The organism is Denitromonas halophila (assembly GCF_007625155.1).
GTDB classification, from domain to species: Bacteria; Pseudomonadota; Gammaproteobacteria; order Burkholderiales; family Rhodocyclaceae; genus Nitrogeniibacter; species Nitrogeniibacter halophilus.
The window spans coordinates 136120-160660 of the sequence record NZ_VMNK01000005.1 but is presented as its reverse complement, the minus strand read 5'-3'; the positions used below and the strand labels follow the sequence as shown (position 1 = coordinate 160660).

Annotated in this window: 29 protein-coding genes; 20 read left to right on the top strand and 9 right to left on the bottom strand. The window is 62.0% G+C overall.

Annotated features, from left to right (window positions below; genetic code table 11):
• The first annotated feature begins 65 nt into the window (after positions 1 to 65).
• Positions 66 to 719 (top strand): adenylate kinase, encoded by a 654-nt coding sequence (adk, locus tag FHP91_RS06900; protein WP_144308879.1) that lies wholly within the window; start codon positions 66 to 68, stop codon positions 717 to 719.
• Between the two features lie 82 nt (positions 720 to 801).
• The gene (locus FHP91_RS06895) at positions 802 to 2058 is read left to right on the top strand and encodes a 6-phosphofructokinase (RefSeq protein WP_144308878.1); all 1257 of its coding nucleotides are present in this window, start codon (positions 802 to 804) and stop codon (positions 2056 to 2058) included.
• Positions 2059 to 2104: 46 nt separating this feature from the next.
• On the opposite strand, the gene FHP91_RS06890 is transcribed toward FHP91_RS06895, so the two are convergent.
• Together FHP91_RS06890 and murJ are read right to left on the bottom strand one after the other, a co-directional pair.
• Positions 2105 to 2734 carry a YbhB/YbcL family Raf kinase inhibitor-like protein gene (locus FHP91_RS06890; RefSeq protein WP_144308877.1) on the bottom strand — a complete coding sequence of 210 codons (630 nt, stop codon included), beginning with the start codon at positions 2732 to 2734 and terminating at the stop codon, positions 2105 to 2107.
• A 67-nt stretch (positions 2735 to 2801) separates the two neighbouring features.
• Positions 2802 to 4337, bottom strand: a complete 1536-nt coding sequence (murJ, locus tag FHP91_RS06885) for a murein biosynthesis integral membrane protein MurJ (protein ID WP_144308876.1) — start codon at positions 4335 to 4337, stop codon at positions 2802 to 2804.
• Positions 4338 to 4474: 137 nt separating this feature from the next.
• Here murJ and rpsT point away from each other — a divergent pair, with 137 nt between their 5' ends.
• Positions 4475 to 4741 carry a 30S ribosomal protein S20 gene (gene rpsT, locus FHP91_RS06880; RefSeq protein WP_144172771.1) on the top strand — a complete coding sequence of 89 codons (267 nt, stop codon included), beginning with the start codon at positions 4475 to 4477 and terminating at the stop codon, positions 4739 to 4741.
• Positions 4742 to 4825: 84 nt separating this feature from the next.
• Here the strand turns inward: rpsT and FHP91_RS06875 are convergent, their stop codons facing one another.
• The gene (locus tag FHP91_RS06875) at positions 4826 to 5119 is read right to left on the bottom strand and encodes a DUF3579 domain-containing protein (protein ID WP_144172773.1); all 294 of its coding nucleotides are present in this window, start codon (positions 5117 to 5119) and stop codon (positions 4826 to 4828) included.
• 288 nt (positions 5120 to 5407) lie between these two features.
• Between FHP91_RS06875 and FHP91_RS06870 the strand changes: the two genes are divergently transcribed.
• From FHP91_RS06870 to FHP91_RS06820, 11 genes are all read left to right on the top strand, one after another.
• Positions 5408 to 6580 carry an aspartate aminotransferase family protein gene (locus tag FHP91_RS06870; RefSeq protein WP_144308875.1) on the top strand — a complete coding sequence of 391 codons (1173 nt, stop codon included), beginning with the start codon at positions 5408 to 5410 and terminating at the stop codon, positions 6578 to 6580.
• Between the two features lie 19 nt (positions 6581 to 6599).
• Positions 6600 to 7523 carry an ornithine carbamoyltransferase gene (argF, locus tag FHP91_RS06865; protein ID WP_144308874.1) on the top strand — a complete coding sequence of 308 codons (924 nt, stop codon included), beginning with the start codon at positions 6600 to 6602 and terminating at the stop codon, positions 7521 to 7523.
• Positions 7524 to 7586: 63 nt separating this feature from the next.
• Entirely contained in the window at positions 7587 to 8816 is a 1230-nt protein-coding gene (locus FHP91_RS06860; RefSeq protein WP_144308873.1) for an argininosuccinate synthase, read from the top strand.
• A 12-nt stretch (positions 8817 to 8828) separates the two neighbouring features.
• A complete protein-coding gene (locus tag FHP91_RS06855) occupies positions 8829 to 9059 on the top strand; it encodes a DUF2788 domain-containing protein (RefSeq protein WP_144308872.1) in 231 nt (76 codons plus the stop codon).
• A 29-nt stretch (positions 9060 to 9088) separates the two neighbouring features.
• Complete coding sequence (gene ppnP / locus FHP91_RS06850; protein ID WP_144172796.1) at positions 9089 to 9412, top strand: pyrimidine/purine nucleoside phosphorylase; 324 nt, start codon at positions 9089 to 9091, stop codon at positions 9410 to 9412.
• Positions 9413 to 9508: 96 nt separating this feature from the next.
• Positions 9509 to 9994 (top strand): YajQ family cyclic di-GMP-binding protein, encoded by a 486-nt coding sequence (locus FHP91_RS06845; RefSeq protein ID WP_144172799.1) that lies wholly within the window; start codon positions 9509 to 9511, stop codon positions 9992 to 9994.
• A gap of 4 nt (positions 9995 to 9998) precedes the next feature.
• Positions 9999 to 10187, top strand: coding sequence for a putative motility protein (locus tag FHP91_RS06840; protein ID WP_144308871.1), 189 nt, complete (start codon positions 9999 to 10001; stop codon positions 10185 to 10187).
• A gap of 116 nt (positions 10188 to 10303) precedes the next feature.
• Positions 10304 to 10951 (top strand): retropepsin-like aspartic protease family protein, encoded by a 648-nt coding sequence (locus FHP91_RS06835; RefSeq protein ID WP_144308870.1) that lies wholly within the window; start codon positions 10304 to 10306, stop codon positions 10949 to 10951.
• Between the two features lie 89 nt (positions 10952 to 11040).
• Positions 11041 to 11565 carry a CoA pyrophosphatase gene (locus FHP91_RS06830; RefSeq protein ID WP_144173729.1) on the top strand — a complete coding sequence of 175 codons (525 nt, stop codon included), beginning with the start codon at positions 11041 to 11043 and terminating at the stop codon, positions 11563 to 11565.
• A 112-nt stretch (positions 11566 to 11677) separates the two neighbouring features.
• The gene (locus FHP91_RS06825; protein WP_144308869.1) at positions 11678 to 12604 is read left to right on the top strand and encodes a CobD/CbiB family protein; all 927 of its coding nucleotides are present in this window, start codon (positions 11678 to 11680) and stop codon (positions 12602 to 12604) included.
• Between the two features lie 21 nt (positions 12605 to 12625).
• A complete protein-coding gene (locus tag FHP91_RS06820) occupies positions 12626 to 13810 on the top strand; it encodes an acetyl-CoA C-acyltransferase family protein (protein ID WP_144172806.1) in 1185 nt (394 codons plus the stop codon).
• Positions 13811 to 13879: 69 nt separating this feature from the next.
• On the opposite strand, the gene rsgA is transcribed toward FHP91_RS06820, so the two are convergent.
• Both rsgA and FHP91_RS06810 read right to left on the bottom strand, forming a co-directional pair.
• Positions 13880 to 14770 carry a ribosome small subunit-dependent GTPase A gene (gene rsgA, locus FHP91_RS06815; protein ID WP_144308868.1) on the bottom strand — a complete coding sequence of 297 codons (891 nt, stop codon included), beginning with the start codon at positions 14768 to 14770 and terminating at the stop codon, positions 13880 to 13882.
• Positions 14771 to 14780: 10 nt separating this feature from the next.
• Positions 14781 to 16034 carry a M48 family metallopeptidase gene (locus FHP91_RS06810; RefSeq protein ID WP_144308867.1) on the bottom strand — a complete coding sequence of 418 codons (1254 nt, stop codon included), beginning with the start codon at positions 16032 to 16034 and terminating at the stop codon, positions 14781 to 14783.
• Positions 16035 to 16128: 94 nt separating this feature from the next.
• Between FHP91_RS06810 and orn the strand changes: the two genes are divergently transcribed.
• Positions 16129 to 16680, top strand: coding sequence for an oligoribonuclease (gene orn, locus FHP91_RS06805; RefSeq protein WP_144308866.1), 552 nt, complete (start codon positions 16129 to 16131; stop codon positions 16678 to 16680).
• A gap of 40 nt (positions 16681 to 16720) precedes the next feature.
• On the opposite strand, the gene FHP91_RS06800 is transcribed toward orn, so the two are convergent.
• From FHP91_RS06800 to arsC, 3 genes are all read right to left on the bottom strand, one after another.
• Complete coding sequence (locus FHP91_RS06800) at positions 16721 to 18310, bottom strand: ArnT family glycosyltransferase (protein WP_144308865.1); 1590 nt, start codon at positions 18308 to 18310, stop codon at positions 16721 to 16723.
• Positions 18311 to 18449: 139 nt separating this feature from the next.
• Positions 18450 to 18668, bottom strand: a complete 219-nt coding sequence (gene rpmE, locus FHP91_RS06795) for a 50S ribosomal protein L31 (RefSeq protein ID WP_144172817.1) — start codon at positions 18666 to 18668, stop codon at positions 18450 to 18452.
• A 139-nt stretch (positions 18669 to 18807) separates the two neighbouring features.
• The gene (gene arsC / locus FHP91_RS06790; RefSeq protein WP_144308864.1) at positions 18808 to 19161 is read right to left on the bottom strand and encodes an arsenate reductase (glutaredoxin); all 354 of its coding nucleotides are present in this window, start codon (positions 19159 to 19161) and stop codon (positions 18808 to 18810) included.
• Between the two features lie 54 nt (positions 19162 to 19215).
• Between arsC and FHP91_RS06785 the strand changes: the two genes are divergently transcribed.
• The 5 genes from FHP91_RS06785 (at position 19216) to FHP91_RS06765 (ending at position 23551) form a co-directional block, all read left to right on the top strand.
• A complete protein-coding gene (locus FHP91_RS06785) occupies positions 19216 to 20196 on the top strand; it encodes a tRNA dihydrouridine synthase (protein ID WP_222105129.1) in 981 nt (326 codons plus the stop codon).
• A 9-nt stretch (positions 20197 to 20205) separates the two neighbouring features.
• Entirely contained in the window at positions 20206 to 20883 is a 678-nt protein-coding gene (trmB, locus tag FHP91_RS06780; RefSeq protein ID WP_144308863.1) for a tRNA (guanine(46)-N(7))-methyltransferase TrmB, read from the top strand.
• A gap of 78 nt (positions 20884 to 20961) precedes the next feature.
• On the top strand, positions 20962 to 21600 hold the full coding sequence (locus tag FHP91_RS06775; protein WP_144308862.1) for a UPF0149 family protein: 639 nt from the start codon (positions 20962 to 20964) through the stop codon (positions 21598 to 21600).
• 170 nt (positions 21601 to 21770) lie between these two features.
• Complete coding sequence (locus FHP91_RS06770) at positions 21771 to 23000, top strand: ABC transporter substrate-binding protein (protein WP_144308861.1); 1230 nt, start codon at positions 21771 to 21773, stop codon at positions 22998 to 23000.
• 191 nt (positions 23001 to 23191) lie between these two features.
• The gene (locus FHP91_RS06765; RefSeq protein ID WP_144308860.1) at positions 23192 to 23551 is read left to right on the top strand and encodes a YkgJ family cysteine cluster protein; all 360 of its coding nucleotides are present in this window, start codon (positions 23192 to 23194) and stop codon (positions 23549 to 23551) included.
• Here FHP91_RS06765 and FHP91_RS06760 read toward each other — a convergent pair whose 3' ends face one another.
• Positions 23552 to 24400: an ATP adenylyltransferase family protein gene (locus FHP91_RS06760; RefSeq protein WP_144308859.1), complete on the bottom strand. Its 849-nt coding sequence runs from the start codon at positions 24398 to 24400 to the stop codon at positions 23552 to 23554.
• Positions 24401 to 24541 lie beyond the last annotated feature (141 nt).

The following is a 24541-nucleotide window of genomic DNA, read 5'->3' as shown; positions in this document are numbered from 1 at the left end:
CGCGTTGGTCGGGAGCGGCAGGTGGCCGCATCCCGGTCGCATATCAATACAGGGAGGGGGTATTCATGCGATTGATTCTTCTGGGGCCGCCGGGGGCGGGCAAGGGCACACAGGCCAATTTCATCAAAGAAAAGTTCGGTATTCCGCAGATCTCGACGGGCGACATGTTGCGCGCTGCGGTCAAGGCTGGCACGCCGCTGGGCATCGAAGCCAAGAAGGTGATGGACGCTGGTGGTCTGGTGTCCGACGAAATCATCATCGGTCTGGTCAAGGACCGGCTTCAGCAGCCCGATTGCCAGGCCGGCTACATGTTTGACGGTTTTCCGCGCACGTTGCCGCAGGCCGATGCGCTGAAAGATGCTGGCGTGAAGGTCGATGTGGTGTTGCAGATCGATGTGCCCGATGAAGAGATCATTGAGCGCATGAGTGGCCGCCGCGCACATCTGCCCTCGGGTCGCACCTATCACATCAAGTACAACCCGCCCAAGGTCGAAGGCAAGGACGATGTGACTGGCGAAGACCTGGTTCAGCGCGATGACGACCGTGAAGAGACCGTGCGCAAACGTCTCGACGTCTATCATTCGCAGACCAAGCCGCTGCTCAACTACTACAGCAGCTGGTCGGCCACGGGCGAAGCCGCGGCCCCGACGGTGAAAGTCATTTCCGGGCAGGGCTCGGTGGATGCGATCACCGCACGTGTGTTCGACGCACTCGGCTGATATACCCGCAGGACCCAAAGCGCGGCGGTGCCCGGTTTCGACCGGCCCGCCGCGTTTTTTTTGATCGACGGAGATTCGCCTGATGGCGCCCAGAACCCTGTTGTATGCCCAGTCCGGCGGCGTGACCGCGGTCATCAACGCCACGGCGGCGGGGGTGATCACCGAAGCCCGCAAGCATCCCGCGCAGATCGGGTGCGTGCTTGGCGCGCGCCAAGGCATACTCGGCGTGCTGGGAGAAGACTTGGTGGATACGGCGGGCCTGAGCGTCCCGGATCTGGCGGCGCTGGCCGGGCAGCCGGGGGGCGCGTTTGGCTCCTGCCGTTTCGATCTCGATGCGCCGGACGATAACCCCGCGCAGTTCGATCGCCTGTTTGAAGTGTTTGCCGCCCATGATGTGGGTTATTTTCTTTACAACGGCGGCAACGGTTCGATGGACACCGTCCTCAAGCTGTCGGCCGCCGCGCGTGCCCGCAACTATCCGCTGAGCTGTGTTGGTGTGCCAAAGACGGTGGACAACGATCTGGTGGGCACCGATGTGTCACCGGGCTATGGTTCCGCCGCCAAATATCTGGCCACTTCCATGCGCGAGGCCGGTATGGACCTGCGTGCCATGAGCGGTCGGCGCGGGCGCATTTTTGTGATGGAGGTGATGGGCCGCAACTGTGGCTGGCTCGCGGCCGCCACCGTCCTGGCCCGGCAGGCACCGGATGACCCGCCGCATCTGCTGCTGTTGCCGGAAGTGCCTTTTGACCCCGATGCCTTTCTCGCATGTGTCGAGGCCTGCGTCGAACGCCTGGGCTATTGCGCGATCACCGCTGCCGAGGGCGTGCGAAACCAGGCGGGCGTGCTACTGGTCGAGCAGGACGAAGATGTCCGCGGCCATGTCCAGTTGGGGGGCATCGGCCAGTGGCTGGCGCGGCTGGTGCACGACAGGCTCGGCTACAAGCATCACTGGGCGGTGCCCGACTACCTGCAGCGCGCAGCGGGTCATCTGGTATCGGCAACCGACCGGGCGCAGGCCGAAGCGGTGGGGCAAGCCGCGGTGCGCTATGCGCTGGCGGGGCGCGACGCGGTGATGCCGGCGATCGTGCGTGAAGGGGATGCGCCCTATCGCTGGCGCATTGAGCCGGCGCCCCTGGGGCCGATCGCCAATGCCGAGCGACGGCTGCCGGCAGACTTTATCGCCGGCGCGGGTTTTGATCTCACCGGTGAGGCGCTGCGCTGGTTACGCCCGCTGATTGCGGGCGAGATCTACCCCGCGTTTTTTGAAGGCTTGCCCGACTACCGTCCGCCGACCTTTGTTGCCGTGGGAAAAAAGCTCGGCCCCTACATCGGCTGACGCCATGCCGCGCCCGACAAGGGCGCCGCATTGAGGCGAGCGCGGATCAGGCGGGAACGGCGGGATTCAGGCTGTAGCGAACCGTCAGCGCGGCTTGGTCCAGGATGTGACCCGCCAGTGCGTCACGGACTTGCTGGCCGGTAAAGCGCTCGCTCATCGGGCAACTGACCAGATCCGTGGCGAACAGCGTGAATACGTAGCGATGGACGATGCTGTCGTTCCAAGGCGGGCAGGGGCCGTCGTAGCCGTGATAGTCACCGCGCATGTCGGGGTCGCCCGCGAACCAGCCGGTGTAGTCATTGATCCCTTGCCGGGTGCCGTGGGGCGCCGCCGGGCCGCGTTTGCCGCGCGCGGTGACGCCGGACGAAAAGGCGCCTTCGGCCAGCTCACCGAGGGCGGGGTCGATGTCGATGAGCACCCAGTGAAAGAAATCGACGCGCGGCAGATCGGCCGGCACCGAGCGGCCTTCCTGATTGACATCATCGCCCTGGCTCGGCACATCCGGGTCGTGGCAGATCAGCACCAGCGAGCGGGTGCCGGCGGGCAGATCGGACCAGGCGATGTGCGGGCTGAGGTTGTCGCTGAGTGCGACATGACCTTCGGCCGCGGGCACGCAAAAGGCGTAAGCACCGTCGATCGGCTGGCCGTCCTTGAGACTACGACTGGTTATTTTCACGGGCATCTCCTGATGGCGTGTCGGGAAAACGATGCCTGCATTCTAGGACGACTTGGCCGCGATGTGCTCAGGCGGCCCGACGGGAAAAGTCGCGCGGTCGGAAGCCCAGCACGAACAGCGTGACGAAATAGGTCGCCATCCCTGCCAGTACGACCAGCGACAGGCGGATTGCGCGCGCCCAGCCGCCTTCGGCCGTCCAGCTCAGGTCGGTGCCTTTGGCAAACCACATGACCCCACCCAGTGCGACGAGGGCGATGAGCAGCTTGAGGGCGAACATCCCCCAGCCGGGACGGGGCATGAAGACACCGCGTCGGCGTAGTCCGCGATACAGCAAGCCCGCGTTCAGGCAGGCGGCAACCCCAATCGACAGCGCCAGCCCGGCGTGTTTGAGCGGGCCGATGAAAGCCAGGTTCATCAATTGAGTGGCCGCCAGGGTGACCAGCGCGATCTTGACCGGGGTGCGGATGTCCTGCCGCGCGTAGAAGCCCGGGGCGAGCACCTTCACCAGGATCATGCCGGTCAGGCCGACGCTGTAGGCGATCAGCGCGCTGCGGGTGTGGAAGACGTCGGTGGCGCTGAAGGCGCCGTAGTGGAACAGTGTGGCGATCAGCGGTACCGCCAGCATGGCCAGGGCGAGCGCCGCGGGCAGGGTGAGCATCAGGGTCAGGCGCAGGCCCCAGTCCAGCAGTTCGGAGAACTGGGTCGGGTCTTCGTCGGCATGGCATTTGGACAGGCTGGGCAACAGGATGGTGCCCAGCGCGACGCCGAGCAGACCGGCCGGAAACTCCATCAGCCGGTCGGCAAAATACAGCCAGGACACACTGCCGCTGGCCAGGAAGGACGCGAAGATGGTGTTGATGAGCAAGGAGATCTGGCTGACCGATACGCCAAGAATCGCCGGTGCCATCAGATACAGAATGCGGCGCACGCCGGGGTCTTTGGTGTCGAGCCGGAAGCGCGGCAGCATGCTGATGCGTGCGAGTGGGCGTAGCTGCAGGATCAACTGCAGTGCGCCGCCAAGGAACACGGCCCAGGCCAGCGCCAGCACCGGCGGGTCGAACAGCGGCGCGGCAAACAAGGCCATCGCGATGAAGCTGATGTTCAGCAGTACCGGTGTGAAGGCCGGAATCGCGAATCGACTCCATGTATTGAGGACGCCACCCGATAGCGCCACCAGTGACATAAAGAAAATATAGGGGAAAGTGATGCGGGTCAGTTCGACCGTCAGCGCAAACTTATCGGCGTCTGCCGAAAAACCGGGTGCCGACACATAAATGATGAGCGGCGCGGCAAAGGCCCCGATGATGGAGATCAGCAGCACGATCAGGCCGAGCAGTGTGGCGACCTTGCTGACCAGTTGCTGCGCTTCGGTTTCGCCCCGGCGGTTCTTGTATTCGGCCAGGATCGGGACGAAGGCTTGCGAAAACGCACCCTCAGCGAACATCCGGCGTAGCAGATTGGGGAGCCGGAAGGCGACAAAAAAGGCATCGGTTGCGGCGCCCGCGCCGAACGCGCGCGCGATCACGAAATCCCTGGCGAAGCCGAGAATGCGTGAAATCAGCGTCATGCTGCTGACGGTGGCGAGGGCGCGAAGCAGGTTCATCGAAAGAGGCGTCCGGCAAACTGCGCATGATACTGTGTTGTATCTAAATCAGTGGAATGCGGTTTTGGCTTGCGCTGTAGCGGGCTGACGCGCTATCATCTCGCGCTTTCAGTATCTACCAACACGGACGAAGACTTATGGCCAATACGGCACAAGCCCGCAAGCGCGCTCGCCAAAACGACGCCGCGCGTGCTCACAACGCAAGCTTGCGCTCGCGTCTTCGCACTGCGATCAAGGCTGTGCGTAAGGCAGTCGATGCAGGCGATCAGGACGTTGCACGCACACTGTTTCAAAATTCGGTGAAAACCATCGACACCATCGCTGATAAGCGAATCATCCACAAGAACGCTGCCGCGCGCCACAAGAGCCGCCTGTCCGCAGCGATCAAAGGGATGGCCGCTTAAGCACTGCTTGCGATGCAAAAAAGGCGACCTTCGGGTCGCCTTTTTACTTTGGGGCGCCAGCGTGTGGCGGTGCCGCCTGTTTGATTAAACCGCGCTTTGTTCTGGATCGATGGTTTCGATGCTCAGATTGTTGTCGTCGGCGAAGTTGATCAGGAATTTGTATGCAAGCGGTTCGATGTCGTAGAGACGGGCATCAACCACGACGCTTTTGTCGCCGGTGAGCGTGCAGCCAGGGCGAACATAGGGTGAATACATCATGCGGTTGTCGGAGCCAAACGCCGACATGATGCCGCACAGGCGATCGGCCCAGTCGCTGGGGCGGAATTTCTTGCCGTCCCGTGTGACGCCGATGATGACAAAGCTATCGATCTTTTTCATGTAGTTGTGTTTTCGCGCGACCGTGTTTGAGTCGCAGCCCCTCCCGAAAGCGCGACGGCTGAGACTCTGTACGGTCTCTGGTGAACGTCCCGCGACAGGGCGGGATTCTAGCAGAAATCATGGCACTTCCGTCGGCGCCGAGTGCGTGGATGGGCGTGGGTTTGGCGGGCAATATGTACATCAAAGCCTGTTTCACTTACCATCGAACGCTTACAGTTCACGGCGGCGACGGCCGCCGTACGTGTTTTGAACGGATCAATTTCTGATTCCTGATTTTGGGGCTTTTGCATGTCGCATGTCATGAACACCTATGGCCGCCTGCCGGTCGCTTTTTCCCACGGTGAAGGGGCCTACCTGTTCGACACCGAGGGCAAGCGTTACCTCGACGCGCTGGCCGGAATCGCGGTGTCCACGCTGGGTCATAACCATCCGGATCTGGTCAAGGCCTTGGCCGACCAGGCCGGGCGTGTCTTGCATACCTCTAATCTGTACCGGATCCCTGCCCAGGAAGCGCTGGCCGATCGTTTGGCCGAGCTGTCGCAGATGGATGAGGTGTTTTTCTCGAACTCGGGCTGCGAGGCCAACGAAGCGGCGATCAAGCTGGCGCGCTATTACGGTCACAAGCGTGGCATCACTCAGCCGGCTATTGTGGTGATGGAGCAGGCGTTTCACGGGCGGACGCTGGCCACCTTGTCGGCCACGGGTAACCGCAAGGTTCAGGCAGGCTTTGAGCCGCTGGTGCCGGGTTTCATTCGGGTGCCCTTCGACGACATTGCAGCAGTGGAGCAGGTGGCCAAGGCCAATTCCGATGTGGTTGCCGTGATGCTTGAGCCGATTCAGGGCGAAGGCGGCATTCGTGTGGCTCACACGGAGTATCTCAAGGCGCTGCGGGCACTGTGTGATGCACACCAGTGGCTGCTCATCGTTGATGAGGTTCAGTGCGGCGTGGGTCGGACCGGCAAGTGGTTCGGGCACCAGTGGTCGGGCATCAAGCCGGACGTCATGACCCTGGCCAAAGGCCTTGGCTCGGGCGTCCCCATTGGCGCATGTCTGACCGCCGGGCGGGCAACTGGTGTGTTCGGCCCGGGTAATCACGGCTCGACCTTTGGCGGCAACCCGTTGGCGTGTACGGCGGGTCTGACAACGATTGACGTGATGCTGCGCGATGGCCTGCTCGACAATGCCGCGGCGCGCGGTGTGCAGTTGCGCGATGGCATGGCGGCCGCTCTCGACGGCGTGGCCGGTGTTGTGGAAATTCGAGGTGACGGATTGATGGTCGGCATTGAGCTCGACCGACCCTGCGCCGAACTGGTGGGTCAGGCTCTCGAGGCTGGCTTGCTGATCAATGTGACGGCAGAGCGCGTGATTCGCCTCCTGCCGCCGCTGACGTTTACTGATGCCGATGTGACAGCGCTGATCGATGCGCTGACGCCGTTGGTGCGTAAGTTTCTGTCGGCGTAACCTACTCCAAGAGCGTGTCATGAACGCCATAAAACACTATTTGCAGTTCAAGGATTTTACTCGCGACGAGTACGCCTACCTGTTTGAGCGTACGCGCTGGATCAAGGAAAAGTTCAAGCGTTACGAGCCGCACCACCCCTTGTTTGATCGCACCCTGGTGATGATCTTCGAGAAGGCCAGCACCCGAACGCGCCTGTCGTTCGAGGCCGGCATGCACCAGCTCGGCGGCTCGGCGATCTATCTCAACACCCGTGATTCGCAACTCGGGCGCGGTGAACCGGTCGAAGATGCGGCCCAGGTGATCTCGCGCATGAGCGATGCGGTGATGATCCGTACCTTCGAGCAGTCGGTGATTGAGCGCTTCGCTGAGAACTCGCGCGTGCCGGTGATCAACGGATTGACCAACGAGTATCACCCCTGCCAGATCATGGCTGATATCTACACCTTCATTGAGCATCGGGGCGATATCAAGGGCAAGACCGTGGCCTGGATTGGTGACTCGAACAATATGTGCAACACCTGGCTGCAGGCCGCCGAGTTGCTCGATTTCAACGTGCATGTGTCGACGCCGCCGGGGTACGAAATTGAGCCGGAGCGTGCCGGTTTGTATGGCACGAATCATTTTGAACAGTTTGCCGACCCGATGGACGCCTGCAAGGGCGCCGACCTGGTGACCACCGACGTGTGGACTTCAATGGGCTTCGAGGCGGAGAACGAAGAGCGGATGAAGGCTTTTGCCGACTGGTGTGTCGACGAGGACATGATGCAGGTGGCGGCACCTGATGCCGTGTTCATGCATTGCCTGCCCGCGCACCGTGGCGAAGAGGTCACCGCCGGCGTGATCGACGGCGCCCAGTCGGTGGTGTGGGATGAGGCGGAGAATCGCCTGCATGCGCAAAAAGCGCTGCTGGAATACCTCGTTATTGGCCGTGTGGATAGTTGATCACACGGGTGAATTTGAATCTGGCCGCGTGATCCGCGGCATGTTTTATCGTCAGGGAATGCTATGAGCGATGTGAACAAGGTAGTGCTGGCCTATTCGGGCGGCCTGGATACTTCGGTGATCCTGAAGTGGCTTCAAGATACTTACCAATGCGAAGTGGTGACCTTCACCGCCGACCTGGGGCAGGGCGAGGAGCTCGACCCGGCACGCGAGAAGGCGCTCAAGTTCGGCATCAAGCCGGAGAACATCTTCATCGACGACCTGCGCGAGGAGTTTGTCCGCGATTTCGTGTTCCCGATGTTCCGTGCCAATACCGTGTATGAAGGCGAGTATCTGCTGGGTACCTCCATCGCGCGCCCCTTGATCTCCAAGCGCCAGATCGACATTGCCCGTCAGACCGGCGCCGACGCGGTCTCGCACGGCGCCACCGGCAAAGGTAATGATCAGGTGCGTTTCGAGCTCGGTTACTACGCACTGATGCCGAACGTGAAAGTCATTGCACCGTGGCGTGAGTGGGATCTGCTTTCGCGCGAGAAGCTGCTCAAATACGCCGAAGATGCGGGCATCTCCATCGACATGAAGCACCGCCAGGGCGGCGCACCGTATTCGATGGATGCCAATCTGCTGCACATCTCCTACGAAGGCCGTCACCTCGAGAACCCGGCGGCTGAAGCCGAAGAGTCGATGTGGCGCTGGACGGTGTCGCCCGAGGCGGCCCCGGATGCGGCTGAATACCTGGATCTGGAATTCGAGAACGGCGATCTGGTGTCGATCAACGGCAAGCGCATGAAGGCGCATGAACTGCTGGCGACCCTGAACCAGGTCGGTGGCAAGCACGGCGTCGGTCGGCTCGATCTCGTCGAGAACCGTTACGTCGGCATGAAGTCCCGCGGCTGCTACGAAACTCCGGGCGGTACCATCCTCCTCAAGGCGCACCGCGCGATTGAGTCGGTGACGCTGGACCGTGAAGTTGCGCATCTGAAAGACGACATCATGCCGCGCTACGCCAGCACGATTTACAACGGCTACTGGTGGGCGCCCGAGCGCCTGGCCATGCAGGCACTGATCGATCAGACCCAAAAGACCGTCAACGGCTGGGTGCGCATCAAGCTCTACAAGGGCAATGTGATTGTCGTCAGCCGCGATTCGAAAACCGACTCGCTGTTCGATCCGACCATCGCGACCTTTGAAGATGACCAGGGCGCCTACGATCAGAAAGATGCGCATGGCTTCATTCGTCTCAATGCATTGCGCTTGCGTATTGCGGAGAATGCGCGCAACAAGCGCGGCTAAGGATGTAGTGGCGTGGAAAGTGATGTCATTCTGTTTGGTTTGACCGTTGCGGAGTTTGAGGAAATCTCGCTCAAGGTCTGCTTCAGCGGATTGATCCTTTACATGCTGTTCATCATTGGCAATCTGGCCAAGGAATCGAAGGCCGGCAAGTACGGCACCGTGTGGATGTTTGCTGCCTTGGGGCTGGGTTTTGTCGGCTTCATTGCCAAAGGGCTTATCGCCCGTTTGTTGGGTATCGAGTGACCCCGGGGAGGGGTTTCAGGGAGAGTGTCATGACAGAAAAAACGCTGATCGAAGGCGTGTCGGTAGCCAAGGAAGCCAATGTGTATTTCGGCGGAAAGTGCGTCAGTCACAACCTGACCTTGGCCGATGGTACGCGCAAGTCGGTAGGAGTCGTCCTGCCGGCTACACTCACCTTCACCACGGCATCGCCCGAGGTGATGGAAATCGTGGCCGGTGCGTGCAGTGTGCGCATGGGCGGCGACGCTGAATGGCGCAGCTTCGAGGCCGGACAGACCTTCAAGGTGGCGGGTTCATCCAGCTTCGATATTCAGGTGGTTGGTTCGCCGATGCATTACGTTTGCCATTTCGGTTGATCCGGCGCTGACGAGCCGAGGTGCGGCGGCTCAGGCCGCCGTTGCCTTGTCTGCCGTTCGTGTGGCTTGAATAAATCAGTACAGACAGGAGTGCTTATGCCGTCGTTTGATATCACCTCAGAAGTGGATATGCCGTCGCTCAACAACGCAATTGACAGCACCAACAAGAAGATTACCAACCGGTACGACTTTAAAGGCACTGACGCGCGGGTCGAGCACAAGGACAAGATGCTCACCCTGCATGGCGACAACGATTTTCAGATCGATCAGATGAAGGCCATCTTGCTGCCGGAACTGACGGCCAAGAAAATCGACGTGCGCTGCCTTGAAGAAGAAAAACTCCAGAAAGTCGGCGGCAACAAGGTGAAGCAGGAGATTCGCGTTCGCGTCGGCGTCGAGCAGGATCTGGCCAAGAAGATCGTCAAGCTGATCAAGGACGGCAAGGTCAAGGTGCAGGCGGCGATTCAGGGTGAGTCGATTCGGGTGACGGGCAAGAAGCGGGATGACCTGCAAGACTGTATCGCCCTGGTCCGCAAGGAAATTACCGACTATCCTTTGCAATACGAGAACTTCCGGGATTGAACGCATGGATGTTTCAGCGGTATCGGCCAGCGCATTGACCAACGTGCAAAGTCAGGCGGCCTTGCTGATGCAACGCAAGGCGCAAGATATCGCCGCGAGCAATGCGGCGCAGTTGATTGAGGCATTGCCTCAACCGGCGGCTGCGCCCGATCCAAACGCGACGGTGGGTGGAAAGATCGACGTATTTGTCTGAATTCGCTCCACGAAGTTTATGACGCTCGGCCGGGCACCTTCAGGGTGGCCGGCCGTTTCATTTTATGAACTGACGCCAAGCGTTATGATGGACACTGATTCGGTCAGGAGAGGGTGATGTTGCAGCAGACCCGGTGGGTATTTTTTTGCGCCGCTGCATTGGTGGCTGGCGCCGCTCAGGCGACTGATGTCGCGGTGGTGGGTCTGTTTCCCGGCAAAGCCGTGCTGGTCATCGATGGCGGGCGCCCCGCGACGCTGGCGGTAGGGCGCAGCACAAAGAATGGTGTGAAGGTGGTGTCGGTCCAGGGCGAGCAGGTGATCGTCGAGATCAACGGCACACGTGAAACTCTGCACCTTGGCCAGCGGGTGGTGAAATCGGCGGCATCCACCGAGGCACCGACCGTCAATCTTACCGCAGATTCGCGTGGCCATTTTCTTGCCGTAGGCAGCATCAACGGCGCCCCCATGCGTTTCCTGGTTGACACCGGCGCGAGCATGGTCGCGCTTGGGCGGGCGGATGCCGAGCGCGCGCGTATCGACTATCTCAAGCATGGCCGCCCAAGCGTTTCCCAGACCGCCAATGGCATGGTGCGAACCTGGGTCGTCAAGCTTGCGGAAGTCAATCTGGCGGGTGTGACCCTGCATCAGGTGGACGCCGCCATCCATGATTCCGACCTGCCGGTCGCCTTGCTGGGCATGAGTGTGCTCAACCGCATGGAAATGCAGCGCTCGGGCGACACCTTGACCCTCCGAAAACGGTATTGATCGTGTCCCGGCCCGACGCACTCTCTGATCGACTACTGACCGCCGCAGCCCTGCGCGAGCGGTTTGCGCAGTCACCAGCACCTGCGGTGATGCGCGATGATGCTGCGCCGGATCGTCTGCGACCCGCAGCGGTGCTGGTGCCACTTGTTGATCGCGATGAGGGCTTGACGGTTTTGCTCACCCGGCGGACGGACCACCTGCATCACCATCCGGGTCAGGTGAGTTTCCCCGGTGGTCGGGTCGAGGCCGGAGATCGGGATGCGGAAATGACCGCGCTGCGTGAAACCCACGAAGAGATCGGCCTGCATCCCGAACGCGTCGAGTTACTGGGTGCGCTCTCCGAATACCATACCGGGACAGGCTTTCGGGTGACGCCGGTGGTGGGGCTCATTCAGCCGCCCTTTGATCTGACGCCGGACAGCTTCGAAGTTGCCGAAATTTTCGAAGTGCCGCTCAGTTTTCTGATCGATCCGGCGAATCGTCGTCAGGAGCAACTCTTGATCGACGGGCGGGCGCGAACCTACTACGCCATGCCATGGCAGCATCACCATATCTGGGGGGCGACTGCAGGCATGCTGGTCATGCTCTCGCGTTTTCTCGGTGAGCCCGATTAGCGTCGCCCGGCATCGGACGTCAAATTGCCGCGGCTTGCGCTTTGGGACGCAGGCAATTGTGGTATGTTTCCCGTCGATTCCCGTCTGTCCAGACGCCACGTAGTTGGCCTGAATGAAACTCCTTGCGATCGTGTTGGCCTTGTTGGTCGAACAAGTACGTCCCCTGTCGGTAGAGCGCTGGGTTCACGCGCCCCTGCACCGATTGGCCGATGCCTGCGCGGGCCGGTTCTATGCCGGTCGCGGCGGCAGCGCGGTGTTTGTCTGGCTCGCTTTTGTCGGTTCCGCCAGTCTTGCAACGCTGGGCTTGTATTGGTTGTTGTGGTCAGTGCAACCGGTGCTGGCCTTCGCACTCAACCTTCTTGTGCTTTATCTGACTCTGGGCTTCCGGCACGAAAGTCACTATTTCACTGATATTCATGTGGCGCTCGGCATGGGCGAGCTGACACGTGCCCGTGCCCTGTTGGGTCAGTGGCGGGGCGCATCGTATTCAGAAGCGACTGACACTGAAGTGGCACGTCTTGCCATCGAAGAAGCCTTGCTGGCCGCCCACCGGAACGTGTTCGGGGTGATGTTCTGGTTCGTGGTGTTGCCGGGGCCGGTGGGTGCGGTGGCGTATCGCCTGTCAGATTTCCTCGTGCGCCGCTGGCGCAAGGCGAGTGCTGATGAACCGAATGCATTCGATCGCTTCGCGCGTCGGGCCTTCAACGTGGTGGATTGGGCGCCGGCGCGTCTGACCGGTATCTCATTTGCGATCGTCGGAAATTTCGAGGATGCAATCCTCTGTTGGCGGACCCAGGCAGCCCTATGGGCCGAACCGAGTTCGGGTGTAGTATTGGCCTGCGGAGGCGGTGCGCTCGGCCTGAGGCTGGGCTTGCCAATCCGTCAATCGGGCACTTTGCTTGAGCGTCCGGAACTGGGCGCAGGTGAAGATGTTCGTGTTGAATCCATGCAGGGCGCGATCGGATTACTATGGCGTGCCTTGCTCATGTGTTTGCTCATGCTGACTTTGGGTAGCGTGGTGGTATGGGTGGCACCTTGAGTTTTCCAGGAGGGAGTGTAGATGGCTAATCGTGAAGTAGTGGTTTTGAGTGCCGTACGTTCGCCGATCGGCGCGTTCGGTGGCAGCCTGGCCGATTTCGAAGCATCGGAACTGGCCGGAATCGTCATGAAGGAGTCGGTCGCCCGTTCCGGCGTCGATCCTCAACTGATCAATTACGTGACCGTCGGTAACTGCATCCCGACCGACGCGCGTTACGCCTACGTTTCACGTGTTGCGTCCATTCAGGCGGGTCTGCCGATGGAGTCGGTGGCCATGCAGGTCAGCCGTCTGTGTTCGTCGGGTTTGCAGGGTATCGTGACCACCGCTCAGAACATTCTCCTGGGTGATGCCGACTACGGTATTGGCGGCGGCGTTGAAGTCATGTCCAAGGGTGCCTACATGTTGCCCGCGCTGCGTTCCGGAGCACGCATGGGTGACACCAAGGCCTTCGACAGCATGGTCGCGGTGCTGACCGACCCGTTTGGCGTCGGCCACATGGGTATCACCGCCGAAAACCTGGCCGCCAAGCATGGCTTCAGTCGTGAAGAGCAGGATGCCTTCGCGGTCGAGTCGCAGCGTCGCGCCGCCGCGGCGCAAGAGGCCGGCTATTTCGAGTCCCAGATCGTCCCGATCGTCAAGCAGACGCGTAAGGGCGAAGTCGTGTTCGCCGCTGACGAGCATCTCAAGCCGGGCACCACCATGGAATCGCTGGCCAAGATGAAGCCGGCATTCAAGAAAGACGGTACGGTGACCGCAGGTAACGCGTCGGGCATCAACGACGGTGCTGCGTTCTTTGTGCTGGCCGACAGTGAAGTGGCTGCCAAGGCCGGCCACAAGCCGATCGCCCGTCTGGTGTCGTATGCCATCGCTGGTGTGCCGAACGAGATCATGGGTGAAGGCCCGATCCCGGCAACCCGTCTGGCACTCAAGAAAGGCGGCCTGACGCTGGATCAGATGGACGTGATCGAGTCGAACGAAGCCTTTGCCGCTCAGGCACTGACCGTCACCAAAGTGCTCGGTCTGGATCCGGCCAAGACCAACCCCAACGGTGGCGCGATTGCACTGGGCCACCCGGTCGGTTGTTCGGGCGCCTTCATCGCGACCAAGGCGGTTTATGAACTGCAGCGCACCGGCGGCCGTTATGCGCTGGTGACCATGTGTATCGGTGGTGGCCAGGGTATTGCTGCCATTTTCGAGCGCATGTAATCGGTTCAAGGCATCAAGAAAAACCCCGCTTCGGCGGGGTTTTTTATGTCTTGTTCGCGCCAGCTTGAACTACCAGCCCTGCGACAAGCGTTTGGCGTTGTGAATCTCGTTGTGAAGCAGCCGGTAGTGCGAGAAACGTCGCGCCGAGATGACGCCTTCTTCGACCGCCGTGAGCAGTGCGCAACCCGGCTCGGCATCGTGTTTGCAATTGCGGAACCGGCACTGGCCAAGAAAGGGGGCGAACTCACAGAAACCGGCGAGCAGATCGTCTTCGGTCAGGTGGGCCAGGCCAAAGGCCTGCAGCCCGGGGCTGTCGATCAGCGCGCCACCGCCTGGCAGGGCGTACAGGCGGGTGGATGTGGTGGTGTGTTTGCCGGTGTCCAGCGCTTCCGAAATCTCCCGCGTAGCTGCATTGGCGTCCGGTACGAGTGCATTGGTGAGCGTGGATTTGCCCATGCCGGACTGCCCGACCAGTATGCTGGTCTCGCCGCTCAGGACAGCCGCCAGCGTGCTGACGTCCTGCATGGCCGACAGTTCGATCAGTTCATAGCCAAGGGTGGTGAACATGGCCAGACGGCGGCGTGCGTCGTCCAGGCCGGCGGTGACGTCGGCCTTGTTCAGCACGATGCGCGCTTTGAGATTCTGGTGCTCCGCTGCGCACAGGCAGCGGGAGATCAGCTCATCACTGAAGCTGGGCTCGGTGGCGACAACGATGAGAATCTGAGTGACGTTGGCGGCCAGGAGTTTTTGGCGAAACGCGTCGGAGCGGTGAAGCAGGCTTTGGCGCGCTTCATTTTTCTGGATGACCCCGTGGCCGGCGCTGGTGGATTTGAACTCGACCTTGTCGCCGCAGGCGAAATCGATTCGCTTGCCCCGGGTGACACATAGCCAGCGTTCGCCGTCGGTGTCGAGAACTTCAAACTGACGGCCAAAGGAGGCAACGATGGTGCCTTGGTTCATCGGGTGTTTCTCAAAGCGTTTTTCCCTGAAGGTGGGCGATTCGGATGCTGGCCGGGGGGTGTGAGTCGTAAATACGCGAGTAGAGCGGATCGGGGGTCAGCGTGCTGGCGTTGTCTCGGTAGAGCTTGACCAGTGCGCTGACCAGCGCTTCGCCGCTCGATTGCTCGGTAGCGTAGCGGTCGGCTTCAAACTCGTGCTTGCGTGACCAGGCGCTCATCAAGGGCGAGAAGGGGAAACTGAAGACGGGCAGGGCGATCATGAACAGCGCCAGTGCCATAGCGGTGCTCTGCGCCGTTACGCCCAGGCCGGTAAAGAACCACGGGGTCGCCATCAATGCCGAGAGCAGCCATAGCAGGCCCAGCATCATGGCGGACATCAGCACCAGGCGTTTGGTGACATGACGATGCTTGAAGTGCCCCAATTCGTGGGCCAGCACGGCTTCGACCTCAATGGGCTCGAGCGTGTTGAGCAAGGTATCGAAGAACACGATCCGCTTGCTCTGGCCAAAGCCGGTGAAATAGGCGTTGCCGTGGGCCGAGCGACGTGAGCCGTCCATCACGAACAGGCCGTTGCTGCGAAAGCCGCAGCGGGCCAGCAAGGCGTCGATGCGGCCGCGCATGCGTTCGTCTTCAAGGGGGGTGAAGCGGTTGAACAAGGGCGCGATGAAGGTCGGCCAGACGAGCAGCACCAACAGGTTGAAGCCAAGCCAGAACAGCCACACCGCCCACCACCAGTGCGCGCCCATGGCGACCATCAGCCAAAGCACGGCGGCGATGACCGGAAGACCGATGATTGCGGCCAGTGCCAGCGTTTTGGCGGTGTCCGCCACAAATAGCGCGGGAGTCATTTTGTTGAAGCCGAAGCGCGCTTCGGTGACGAAGGTGCGATACAGCGTCAGTGGCAGGTCGATGAGTGCGCCAAGTACCCCGATCGATGCAAGAAACGCCGTGCCATGGAGGAGCGAGCCCTCGGCGAAGACACCGGCCCAGGCCGCGTGCAGCCACTGCAGGCCGCCGCCGAGGGTCAGCACGAGCACCCAGACAGCGTTGATCAGCAGATCGATGCGGCCGAGCCCCAGGCGAGCAAGGGTGTAGTCGGCCGCCTTTTGATGTGCGCCCAGGGTGATCTGTTGAGCGAACTCGCGTGGCACCTCGCTGCGGTGATCGGCGACATGCTTCTGGTGGCGATAGCCAAGCCAGAGTTTGAATGCGGCGGTGGCCACAAGGACGGCAAGAAACAGGCTGGAGAACAGGGTGTCGGTCATGCGCTGTCTGGAAATGGGAGAGGGCTGCGGGCGGGCCGAAAGGCGCACGAACTATGACACAATGCGCGATTATCAATCGGTTTTTGGCAAAATTATGGCACAGGATTCTACCTACCTGATCTGGATTGACATGGAGATGACCGGGCTCGAGCCCGACACGGATCGCATCATCGAGGTGGCGATTGTGGTTACCAATAGCCAGCTCGAAACGGTGGCCGAGGCCCCGGTGCTGGCGGTTCATCAATCCGATGCTGTACTGAACGGCATGGACGAATGGAACACCCGTACCCATGGGCAGTCCGGCCTGACGGCGCGTGTGCGCGCCTCAGCGCTGGACGAAGCCGCCGTCGAAGCACAGATGTTGGCGTTTCTGGCCGAGCATGTGCCGGAGCGTGCGTCGCCGATGGCGGGCAATTCGATCTGCCAGGATCGCCGTTTCCTCGCTCGGCACATGCCCAAGCTCGAGGCGTGGTTCCATTATCGGAACCTCGATGTGTCAACGCTCAAGGAGTTGGCCAAGCGCTGGCACCCCGAGGTGCACAAGGGCGTTCAGAAGAAAGGCAAGCACGAGGCGCTGGCCGACATTTACGAATCCATTGAAGAGTTGAAGCACTACCGGGCAAACTTCCTGCGCTTGCCGGAGTGAGTTTGACGGGCTGAGTCGAGGCCGCGCTATGCGGCCTGTATCACTCGCCCCGGGCGTACAGGCTGAGGACTTCCTTGCGACTGCCACCGCCGCGCTCATAGCGCCACAATGGCTCGCCCATGTCGCGCACCTCGGTGCCGGCAATCAGTAGCAGCGGGCAGGTTTTGTCCGCCACGGCGTGGGGGCGGATGCCGGCGCGATAGTCCAGACTGACCTGCTGGCTCGGCGACAGGCCGAGGCCCGAGAGGCAGCCCGCGGGCTGATCCTTGAGCGCTTCGCGCAAGGACAGCACGGCCGGATCGAGGCTCTTGCTGTAGTCAAACCAGGGTTGCAGGAGAATCACCGCCAGGCACCACAGCATGGTCATGCCGAGTGCGGAGTTCTGGGCGCCGCGATACGGGCTGCGCTTCGTGGTGGCGACCAGCCAGGTCCAGCCCGCGCAAAGTGCAAGACCCAGTAGCGATGGCCACAGCAGGCTGTCGAGCGTGAAGGCAGGCGTCACTTTGGCAAAATGCCGGCCGAGCCCCGGCGGCCACTCGAAAGCCAAGGCGCTCCATGCGAGCCATAGTAGTAGCGCGAACGCAGCAAACGTCATGCCGCCAAACCAGTCGAACGCGTTGGCCGCGCCACGTCGCAAGGTGGTTACGCCGGCGGAGGCCATCAGCGCCACCGGTAGCAGCAAGGGCAGAAAGCTGGCGGGGCGGAGTGCGCCGGTCAGGCTGGTGACCAGTAGCGCGAGCAGGGCCGCCGCGCAGATGATCTGCCATGTGCGGCTGCCCAGATGTCGGCGCTCACGCCATAGCGCCCAGCCGGCGATCGGCCACATTGGCCAGATGAACCAGCCGAGCAGACCGAAGAGCGCCGCGGTGTCAGTAAATTTTTTGCCGTGCGGCACGGACGCTGCGACGCTCATGTCCCACCACTGGGCAAGCATGTCAGGCGCGGTCGCCGCCAGGGGGAGCAGCCACAGGCCGGCGACCGCGGCGGCAGCTACAAGACCGATCAGGCGAGCGGCCATCGACGGCAGCAACAACAGCAATGGCGCGGTCATCAACAAGGCGTTCAGGCCGTTGGCGAGGCAAGCCAGACCCACACCGATACCGGCGATCAGCGCGCCTTTGCGGGCATGTTTCATGGCCACGGCCATGCCCCAGAAGGTGATCGCCTGAGCGACCATGACAGCGAGCATGGGTTGGGTTTCATGGGCGTGAACCACGAGTCCCAGGCTCGCGATCAGCATCAGCAGGGCCGGGGCATGGCCACGCTCACCGTGCATGCGACGTGCGGCATCTGCGGTCAGGAGTAACGCGATCGCGGTGAGCAAGCCGCTGGCCAGGCGTGCGGCGTCATGCAGGGGCAGGATCGCGCCGAGCGCGGTAGCCAGTGCTGCCGCGATCCAGTAATACAGCGGGCCGAAATCCAGAAAGGCTTCGCCGGCAAGATGCGGCACCAGCCACTGTCCGTCGCGCACCATGCCGAGTACCGGTCCGAAGAATCGGCCATCGTCGCCGCGCCACGGGGCGTGGCCGGTGAGGCCCGCCAGCAGGTATACGCCCAGCAGAACCGCAATGAGGATCGCGGGGGGCGGTGGCGCTAGTGTGGGGGCGAAGGGGTCAGGGCGTGTTGTCATCCGGGGCGGTTAGTGGCCGTCGTGGCGTGCGAATTTTACGCCAGTGCGTGTTTTGTGGTGCGTCGAGCGGCGTGGATGGGCAACAAAAAAGGCAGCCGGGGCTGCCTTTTTTGCTGGCGCAAGACTGCGCAGGGCGAAATCAACCCAGGCGCTGAACGTTGCCGAACTTCTTGTTGAAGCGCTCGACGCGGCCGGCGGTGTCGACGATCTTCTGCTTGCCGGTGTAGAACGGGTGGCATTCGGAGCACACTTCGATCGTCATGGCTTCTTTGCCAGAGGTCGAGCGGGTCACGAAGGCGTTGCCGCAGCTGCAGGTGATGGTGATGTCTTTGTACTTCGGGTGGATGTCCGCTTTCATGGCGTTCGTCTCGTCTGGTTCGCGGGCGGCGATTGTGACCGCCCTAGGCTGTAAAGCCGAGCATTATCCTTGATCATTCCATGAAAATCAAGAAGGTGGCCCGGTTGCGGTACATTCGCCAGGTTAGAATTCGCTTTGCTCAGTCGAGCAGTTCGAGCACCTTCTCCGGTGGCCGGCCAATCACTGCGCGCTCCCCTCGAATCGCGATGGGGCGTTCGATCAGTTTCGGGTGGGCTGCCAGTGCGTCCAGCGCCGCGTCGGCGTCGAGGGTTTTGCCCTGATAGTCGGTCTTGAAGATGTCTTCGCCGCGGCGGATCAAGGCGTCGGGCGTGATGCCCAGTTGCGCGACGATGCGCGCCAGGGTGTCGCGGCTGGGCGGCGTGTCGAGGTAGAGCAGCACGCTCACGTCGGCGCCGGCATCCTGCAGCAGGGCAAGGGCGGCGCGGCTCTTGGAGCAGCGCGGGTTATGGAGCAGGGTAATTGTGTCGGACATGTCTGACGGTTTTTTAGTGAGAGAGAGCATGAGTTTACTGTGTTGGGGCGCGTCGTGAAGCTTTTGCTGGCGCCAATGGAGGGTTTGGCCGACGAGGTGCTGCGTGATGTGCTCACCCGGCTGTCGCCCTATGACCAGGCGGTGAGCGAGTTTGTGCGCATCTCGGCGACGGTGCTGCCGCAACGCAGTTTTTATCGCATCAGCCCGGAGTTGGCTCAGGGCGGCCGAACGGCGGCCGGCACGCCGGTTCAGCTGCAATTGATGGGGTCTGACCCGGATCTGATGGCACAGAATGCGGCGCGGGCGGCTCAGTGGTCGCCTGCTGGCATTGATCTGAATTTTGGTTGCCCGGCGCAGCAGGTGAACCGTCATCGGGGAGGCGCGGTCTTGCTCGATGAGCCCGAGACCCTGCATGCCGTGGCGGCGGCGGTGCGCGCCGTCATGCCGCGCGGTGGCCCGAAGCTGACCGCCAAAATGCGCCTTGGCGTGCGCGATACTGGCCTGACCCTGGCCTGTGCCGAGGCGCTGACCGAGGCGGGTGTCGAGCGGATCGTGGTCCACGCCAGAACCAAACTCGAAGGTTACCGTCCGCCAGCGCATTGGGTCTGGGTCGGGCGGATCGCCGATCATGTCAAGGTGCCGGTGGTGGCCAATGGCGAGGTGTGGTCAGTCGCCGATTGGCAGCGTTGTCGGCAGGAAAGCGGTGTGGCAGACGTGATGCTTGGTCGCGGTGCTGTGGCGGATCCCTTTCTGGCGCGCGATATTCGCGCCGGCCGGGTTCGGGATGCGGCGGACCCGCGAGAGGCCGACTGGGCCGAACTGTTGCCGGCGATCGCCTTTTTCTGGGCGCGTGTGCGTGGCAAGCTGGCGGCGCGTCATGCACCGGGCCGGCTCAAGCAGTGGCTGGCTTTTCTGAGTCGGCGTTTCGTGCAGGCTGAAGCGCTTTACCAAGCCTTGCGCCCCCTGAATGATATTCATGCAATCGATGCGGCGCTGGCAGCCGCCGGCGCCGATTGTCTCGCTCGCGCTGCATAGGCCAAAACCATGAGCTACGCCAATTCCCGGATTCCGACCAGTGCCCAGGAGGCTGTGCATGGCGATCTGGTTCGTCAGGTCGAGCGTCATCGCGAGCGCCCTTTCGCCAAGCCGTTCGCGCAGTACAACCGCGCCGCGTTTGATGTGGCCATGTCCGGATGGGACGCGTCCGCGCCTTTGATTCTCGATGCGGGTTGCGGCGTGGCGCACAGCACCATTGCCCTGGCGCGTGCGTATCCGGATCACTGGGTGATCGGCGTCGATCAGTCGGCCGACCGGCTGGCGCGGCGCAAGCCCTATCCGGACGCGTTGATGCCGAAAAACATGGTGCTGGTACGTGCTGATCTGCTGGATTTCTGGCGCTTGATGGAGCAGGCGGGTTTGCGTCTGGCCCGGCATTACGTGCTGTACCCGAATCCGTGGCCGAAAATTGGCCACCTTGGACGTCGCTGGCACGCACATTCGGTATTCCCGACGCTGCCGCGTCTGGGGGGCGTGCTTGAATGCCGTACCAACTGGCGGGTGTATATCCAGGAGTACGCGATCGCGCTGAGCCTGCTGATTGGTCGGCCGGTGGCATGGGAAACCTTTGAAGCCAAGGCGCCGCTGACCCCGTTCGAGCGCAAGTACCGCGACTCGGGGCAGCCGCTGTACCGCGCCGTGGTTGATCTGGATGCCGCGGGCTGAGTTGTTCTTGCGGGCGTTGCTGTCTTGCGGCATGCTGTCGGGCGCCGGTGGCTACCGGCAATATCCTAGGAGAGGCGCATGAACACCACGCAACAGGACGCTGTTTGCCTGAGCGAATCGGAAATGGATGCCTTTGAGGCGCTGCTTGCGTCGGATTCCGTTCCCGATGACTGCATGAGCCTTGAGATGCTCGATGGCTACCTGGCTGGCGTGATCGTTGCGCCCACGCCCCTGAAGCCCGTCGAGTGGCTGCCGTCGGTGTGGTCGGAGTCCGATGTCGACATGCGCGGCTCCGGGGTGCAAAAAGTCCTCTCCCTGGTCTTGCGCTACCACGATGAACTGGTCGAAACCTTGGGCGATCCCGAAGGGTGGGCGCCGTTTTTCTATGGCAGCGACGAGGAGCCCGACGGCACGCGCCTGGGGGATGAATGGATGACCGGCTTTGAGCTCGGACTGAGCCTCTGGGCCGAAGACTGGGCAGACGGTCTTGATGGTCACGATGCCGCGACCTTTGAAGGCCTGATCGAACAAGCCATGGCACCGTGGGCTGACGATGAGGTGGACACCGCGGATGACGACACGCGCATCGAATGGCTGACCACCACGGCCACCGCCGTGCGCGCCATGCGTCAATTGCGTGAGGACTGCGGCCTGCCGCCAGTGCCGCATGCCACCGCGGCGGCCGGTGCGCCGTCGCCCAGATCGCTGGACGCTTGAGCGCCGCTCGCATCACTCAAGCCGGCTGCTGAGGGCCGGGTCTTCGAAAAGTTCGTGTTATCACGGGTTTTCCCTGATGGGGAAAATCCTGATCGGGTGTCGGTCCGTCGACCGCCTACACTCGACGACGACCGTCATGTCCACAAGTGGCGGCATGACGGAGACAATTCATGATCACACCGCTTTTCCCACGACACCGGGGCCGCCTGCTTTTGGCCCTGTGTCTCTCCTTCGGCCTCGCCGCGAGTCCTGTGCACGCCGAAGACACCATCAAGATCGGCCTGTCTGGCCCGTTCAGCGGCGGTAGTGCGCCCATGGGCAACAGCATGCGCCTTGGCATCCGCATGGCGGTCGACGAAATCAATACCTATGTTGGTGGGGTGCTGGGGCGCAAGATCGAACTGATCGAGCGCGACGATACGGCCAACCCGGCCAAGGGGCTGGAGATCGCGGAGGAGCTTGTCGGCAAGCTGAAGGTGGTGGCCACGGTGGGTATCGTCAATACCGGTGTGGCGCTCAAGTCCATCGATGTGTATCAGAACGCCAAAGTGCCGTTGGTGGTGGCGGTGTCGACCGGCTCTGAGGTCACTCAGCGTTTTGCGCCGCCCAATGCGCCAGCCAGTTACGTGTTCCGCATGTCGCCGCGCACCGGTGTGTCAAACGCCTTTCTGGCGAGGCATCTGGTTGAGGCGCGGGGTTTGCGTCAGATCGGCATCGTGGCTGACGACACCGGCTACGGCGAAGCCGAGATGGGCGACCTGGTCAAGGCGCTGGCCACGCATGGCGTTACCCCGGTGCGGGTCGAGCGTTTTGGCATTGGCGACCGCGACATGCGCGCCCAGCTCGACGCGGTGCGTGCCGCCGGTGCCCAGGCCCTGGTGATGTATGGCATCGGCCCCGAGCTGGCGGCGATTGCAAAAACCAAGCTCGAGATGGGTTGGACGGTGCCCACGTTCGCCAGCTGGACGGTGTCGATGCGCAATTTTCTCGATCAGGCCGGGCCGGCCGGGGATGGTGTCATGACCGTTCAGTCCTTCATTCCGGGCAGTGAAAACACCCGGCATCGGCAGTTTGTCAGCGAGTTCGCGACCCGTTTCGGAAAAGATGCCATGGAGTCAGCCATGTCGGCGGCGCAAGGTTACGACGCCATGCGGGTCTTGTTCAATGCCATGTCGCTGGCAGGCGATACCGATGGCAACCGGATCCGCCTGGCGCTGGAGCAACTGAACCGCGGCGTGGAAGGCGTGGTGACGACCTATATCCGCCCCTTTACGCCGGAGGATCATGACGCGATTACCGAGAACATGCTGGTGCTCGGCGTCGTGCGTGGGGGCCGGATTGACTATGCGTTCAAGGAAGACGCCAGGCGCAGTTTCGCCGTGCGCCGAAAAGAACCGTAAACAGGTCGGGAAGCCATTGTTTTTCAGGCAGAAATCGATATAATCCGCGCGCCGGAATCGATGGATCGCAGTCACAATTAGCCCCCCGTGGTGCCCGTCCGGGCGGCCACAGTCCAGCAGGCGCGAGGCGTCGTCGATTTGGCGGTGTGTACCCGTGGTGCATGCCGGCATTTCCATTGCGTGTGTTGGACATGACAGAACCGAACCCGTGTCTTGAGTGCGGCATTTGCTGCACCCACTTCCGTATCTCGTTCTATTGGGCCGAGGCGGATGACGCCCCCGGCGGCTTTGTGCCGGCCCACATGACCGAGAAGCTCAACCATCATATGCGTTGCATGAAAGGCAGCAATCAGATGCCGCGCCGGTGCAGTGCGCTCGAGGGCGTGGTTGGTGAAGCGGTGTCGTGCAGCATTTACGAGAACCGGCCCACGCCGTGTCGTGAGTTTCCGGTGTTTTTCGTCGATGGCACACCCAATCCCAAGTGCGACGAGCTGCGGGCCTTGATTGGTCTGCCGGCGATCGAACCCTGGATTCTGCCGACGGCCGCCTGATCAGTCTTGCGCTTCGGCGACGGCCCTGAGCACCTCAAGCGGGCCGGTCTCCGTCAGCGCTTGGAGTTGATCCCGGGATTTGACGAACAAGGACCCGGCAAAGCCGAGGGCATTGATCGACATGTGCTGCCAGCGCTCGACCGAGCGGGGGATCACGCACATCCATTCGCGGGTCATCAACAGGTTGTATGGCGGCAGATCCGCGCGCGCCGGTGCGATGCCAAGTTGCGTGAGCAGCGTGCGATAACACTGCCCCAGACCGGAGCCGAGCCCGTCGGACGACCAGAGGGCGGTGGGGAGTGACGCGAAAGCGTGTCGAAACCCGAACCGCGCGACGGTGTCGTCCGGCTGCTCGGAGACGCGCTGCGCCAGCGGCGGCAGGTCGGGAATCCATTGCAGGTGTTTATGGTCCTGACTGGCGCCGGCGCGCTCGCCTGCGTTGTAGAAACCCAGCCCGCCGTGCGCCGCGAGAATCGCGCCGAGCGCAGCAAAGTCGTCGTCGGAGATGGGCCGGGTCTGCGCTTCGAAGTCGCGCGTCACGATCAGCAGGTGGCGCGCCATCACCGGGTACTTGTTCAACAACACCAGATGATGCTTGCCGATGGCGCCGAGCGTCAGTGTGGCCTCGGGCGGCAGGAAGGGGTTGTGGGTGGCTGAGCGGGTGGGTTTGTGGCGGTGCACCTGGCCGTCGCGCCGGGCGATCCACTTGACGACAAAGGGCGCGCCGCGGTCGCGCAGCTGCACCTGATCGGTTTCGATCGGTTGCAGCGCGCCGCATGCGTATGCCTCGCCAAGACGACGGTCGATGGTATCAAGGCTCAGGTCGGATGGGGCGGGCGGGGCAGTCATGGCCGGCTCATGATCCTAGAAGCCGCAGTTGACCGCTTGTGCCCATGAGCAAGGTATTGAACATGCGAACCTTTTCGGTTTCTAGGATGATAGCGATTTGTGTCGAGGCGGCAAGCCGGTTACGGTCAACTTCAGGCAAAC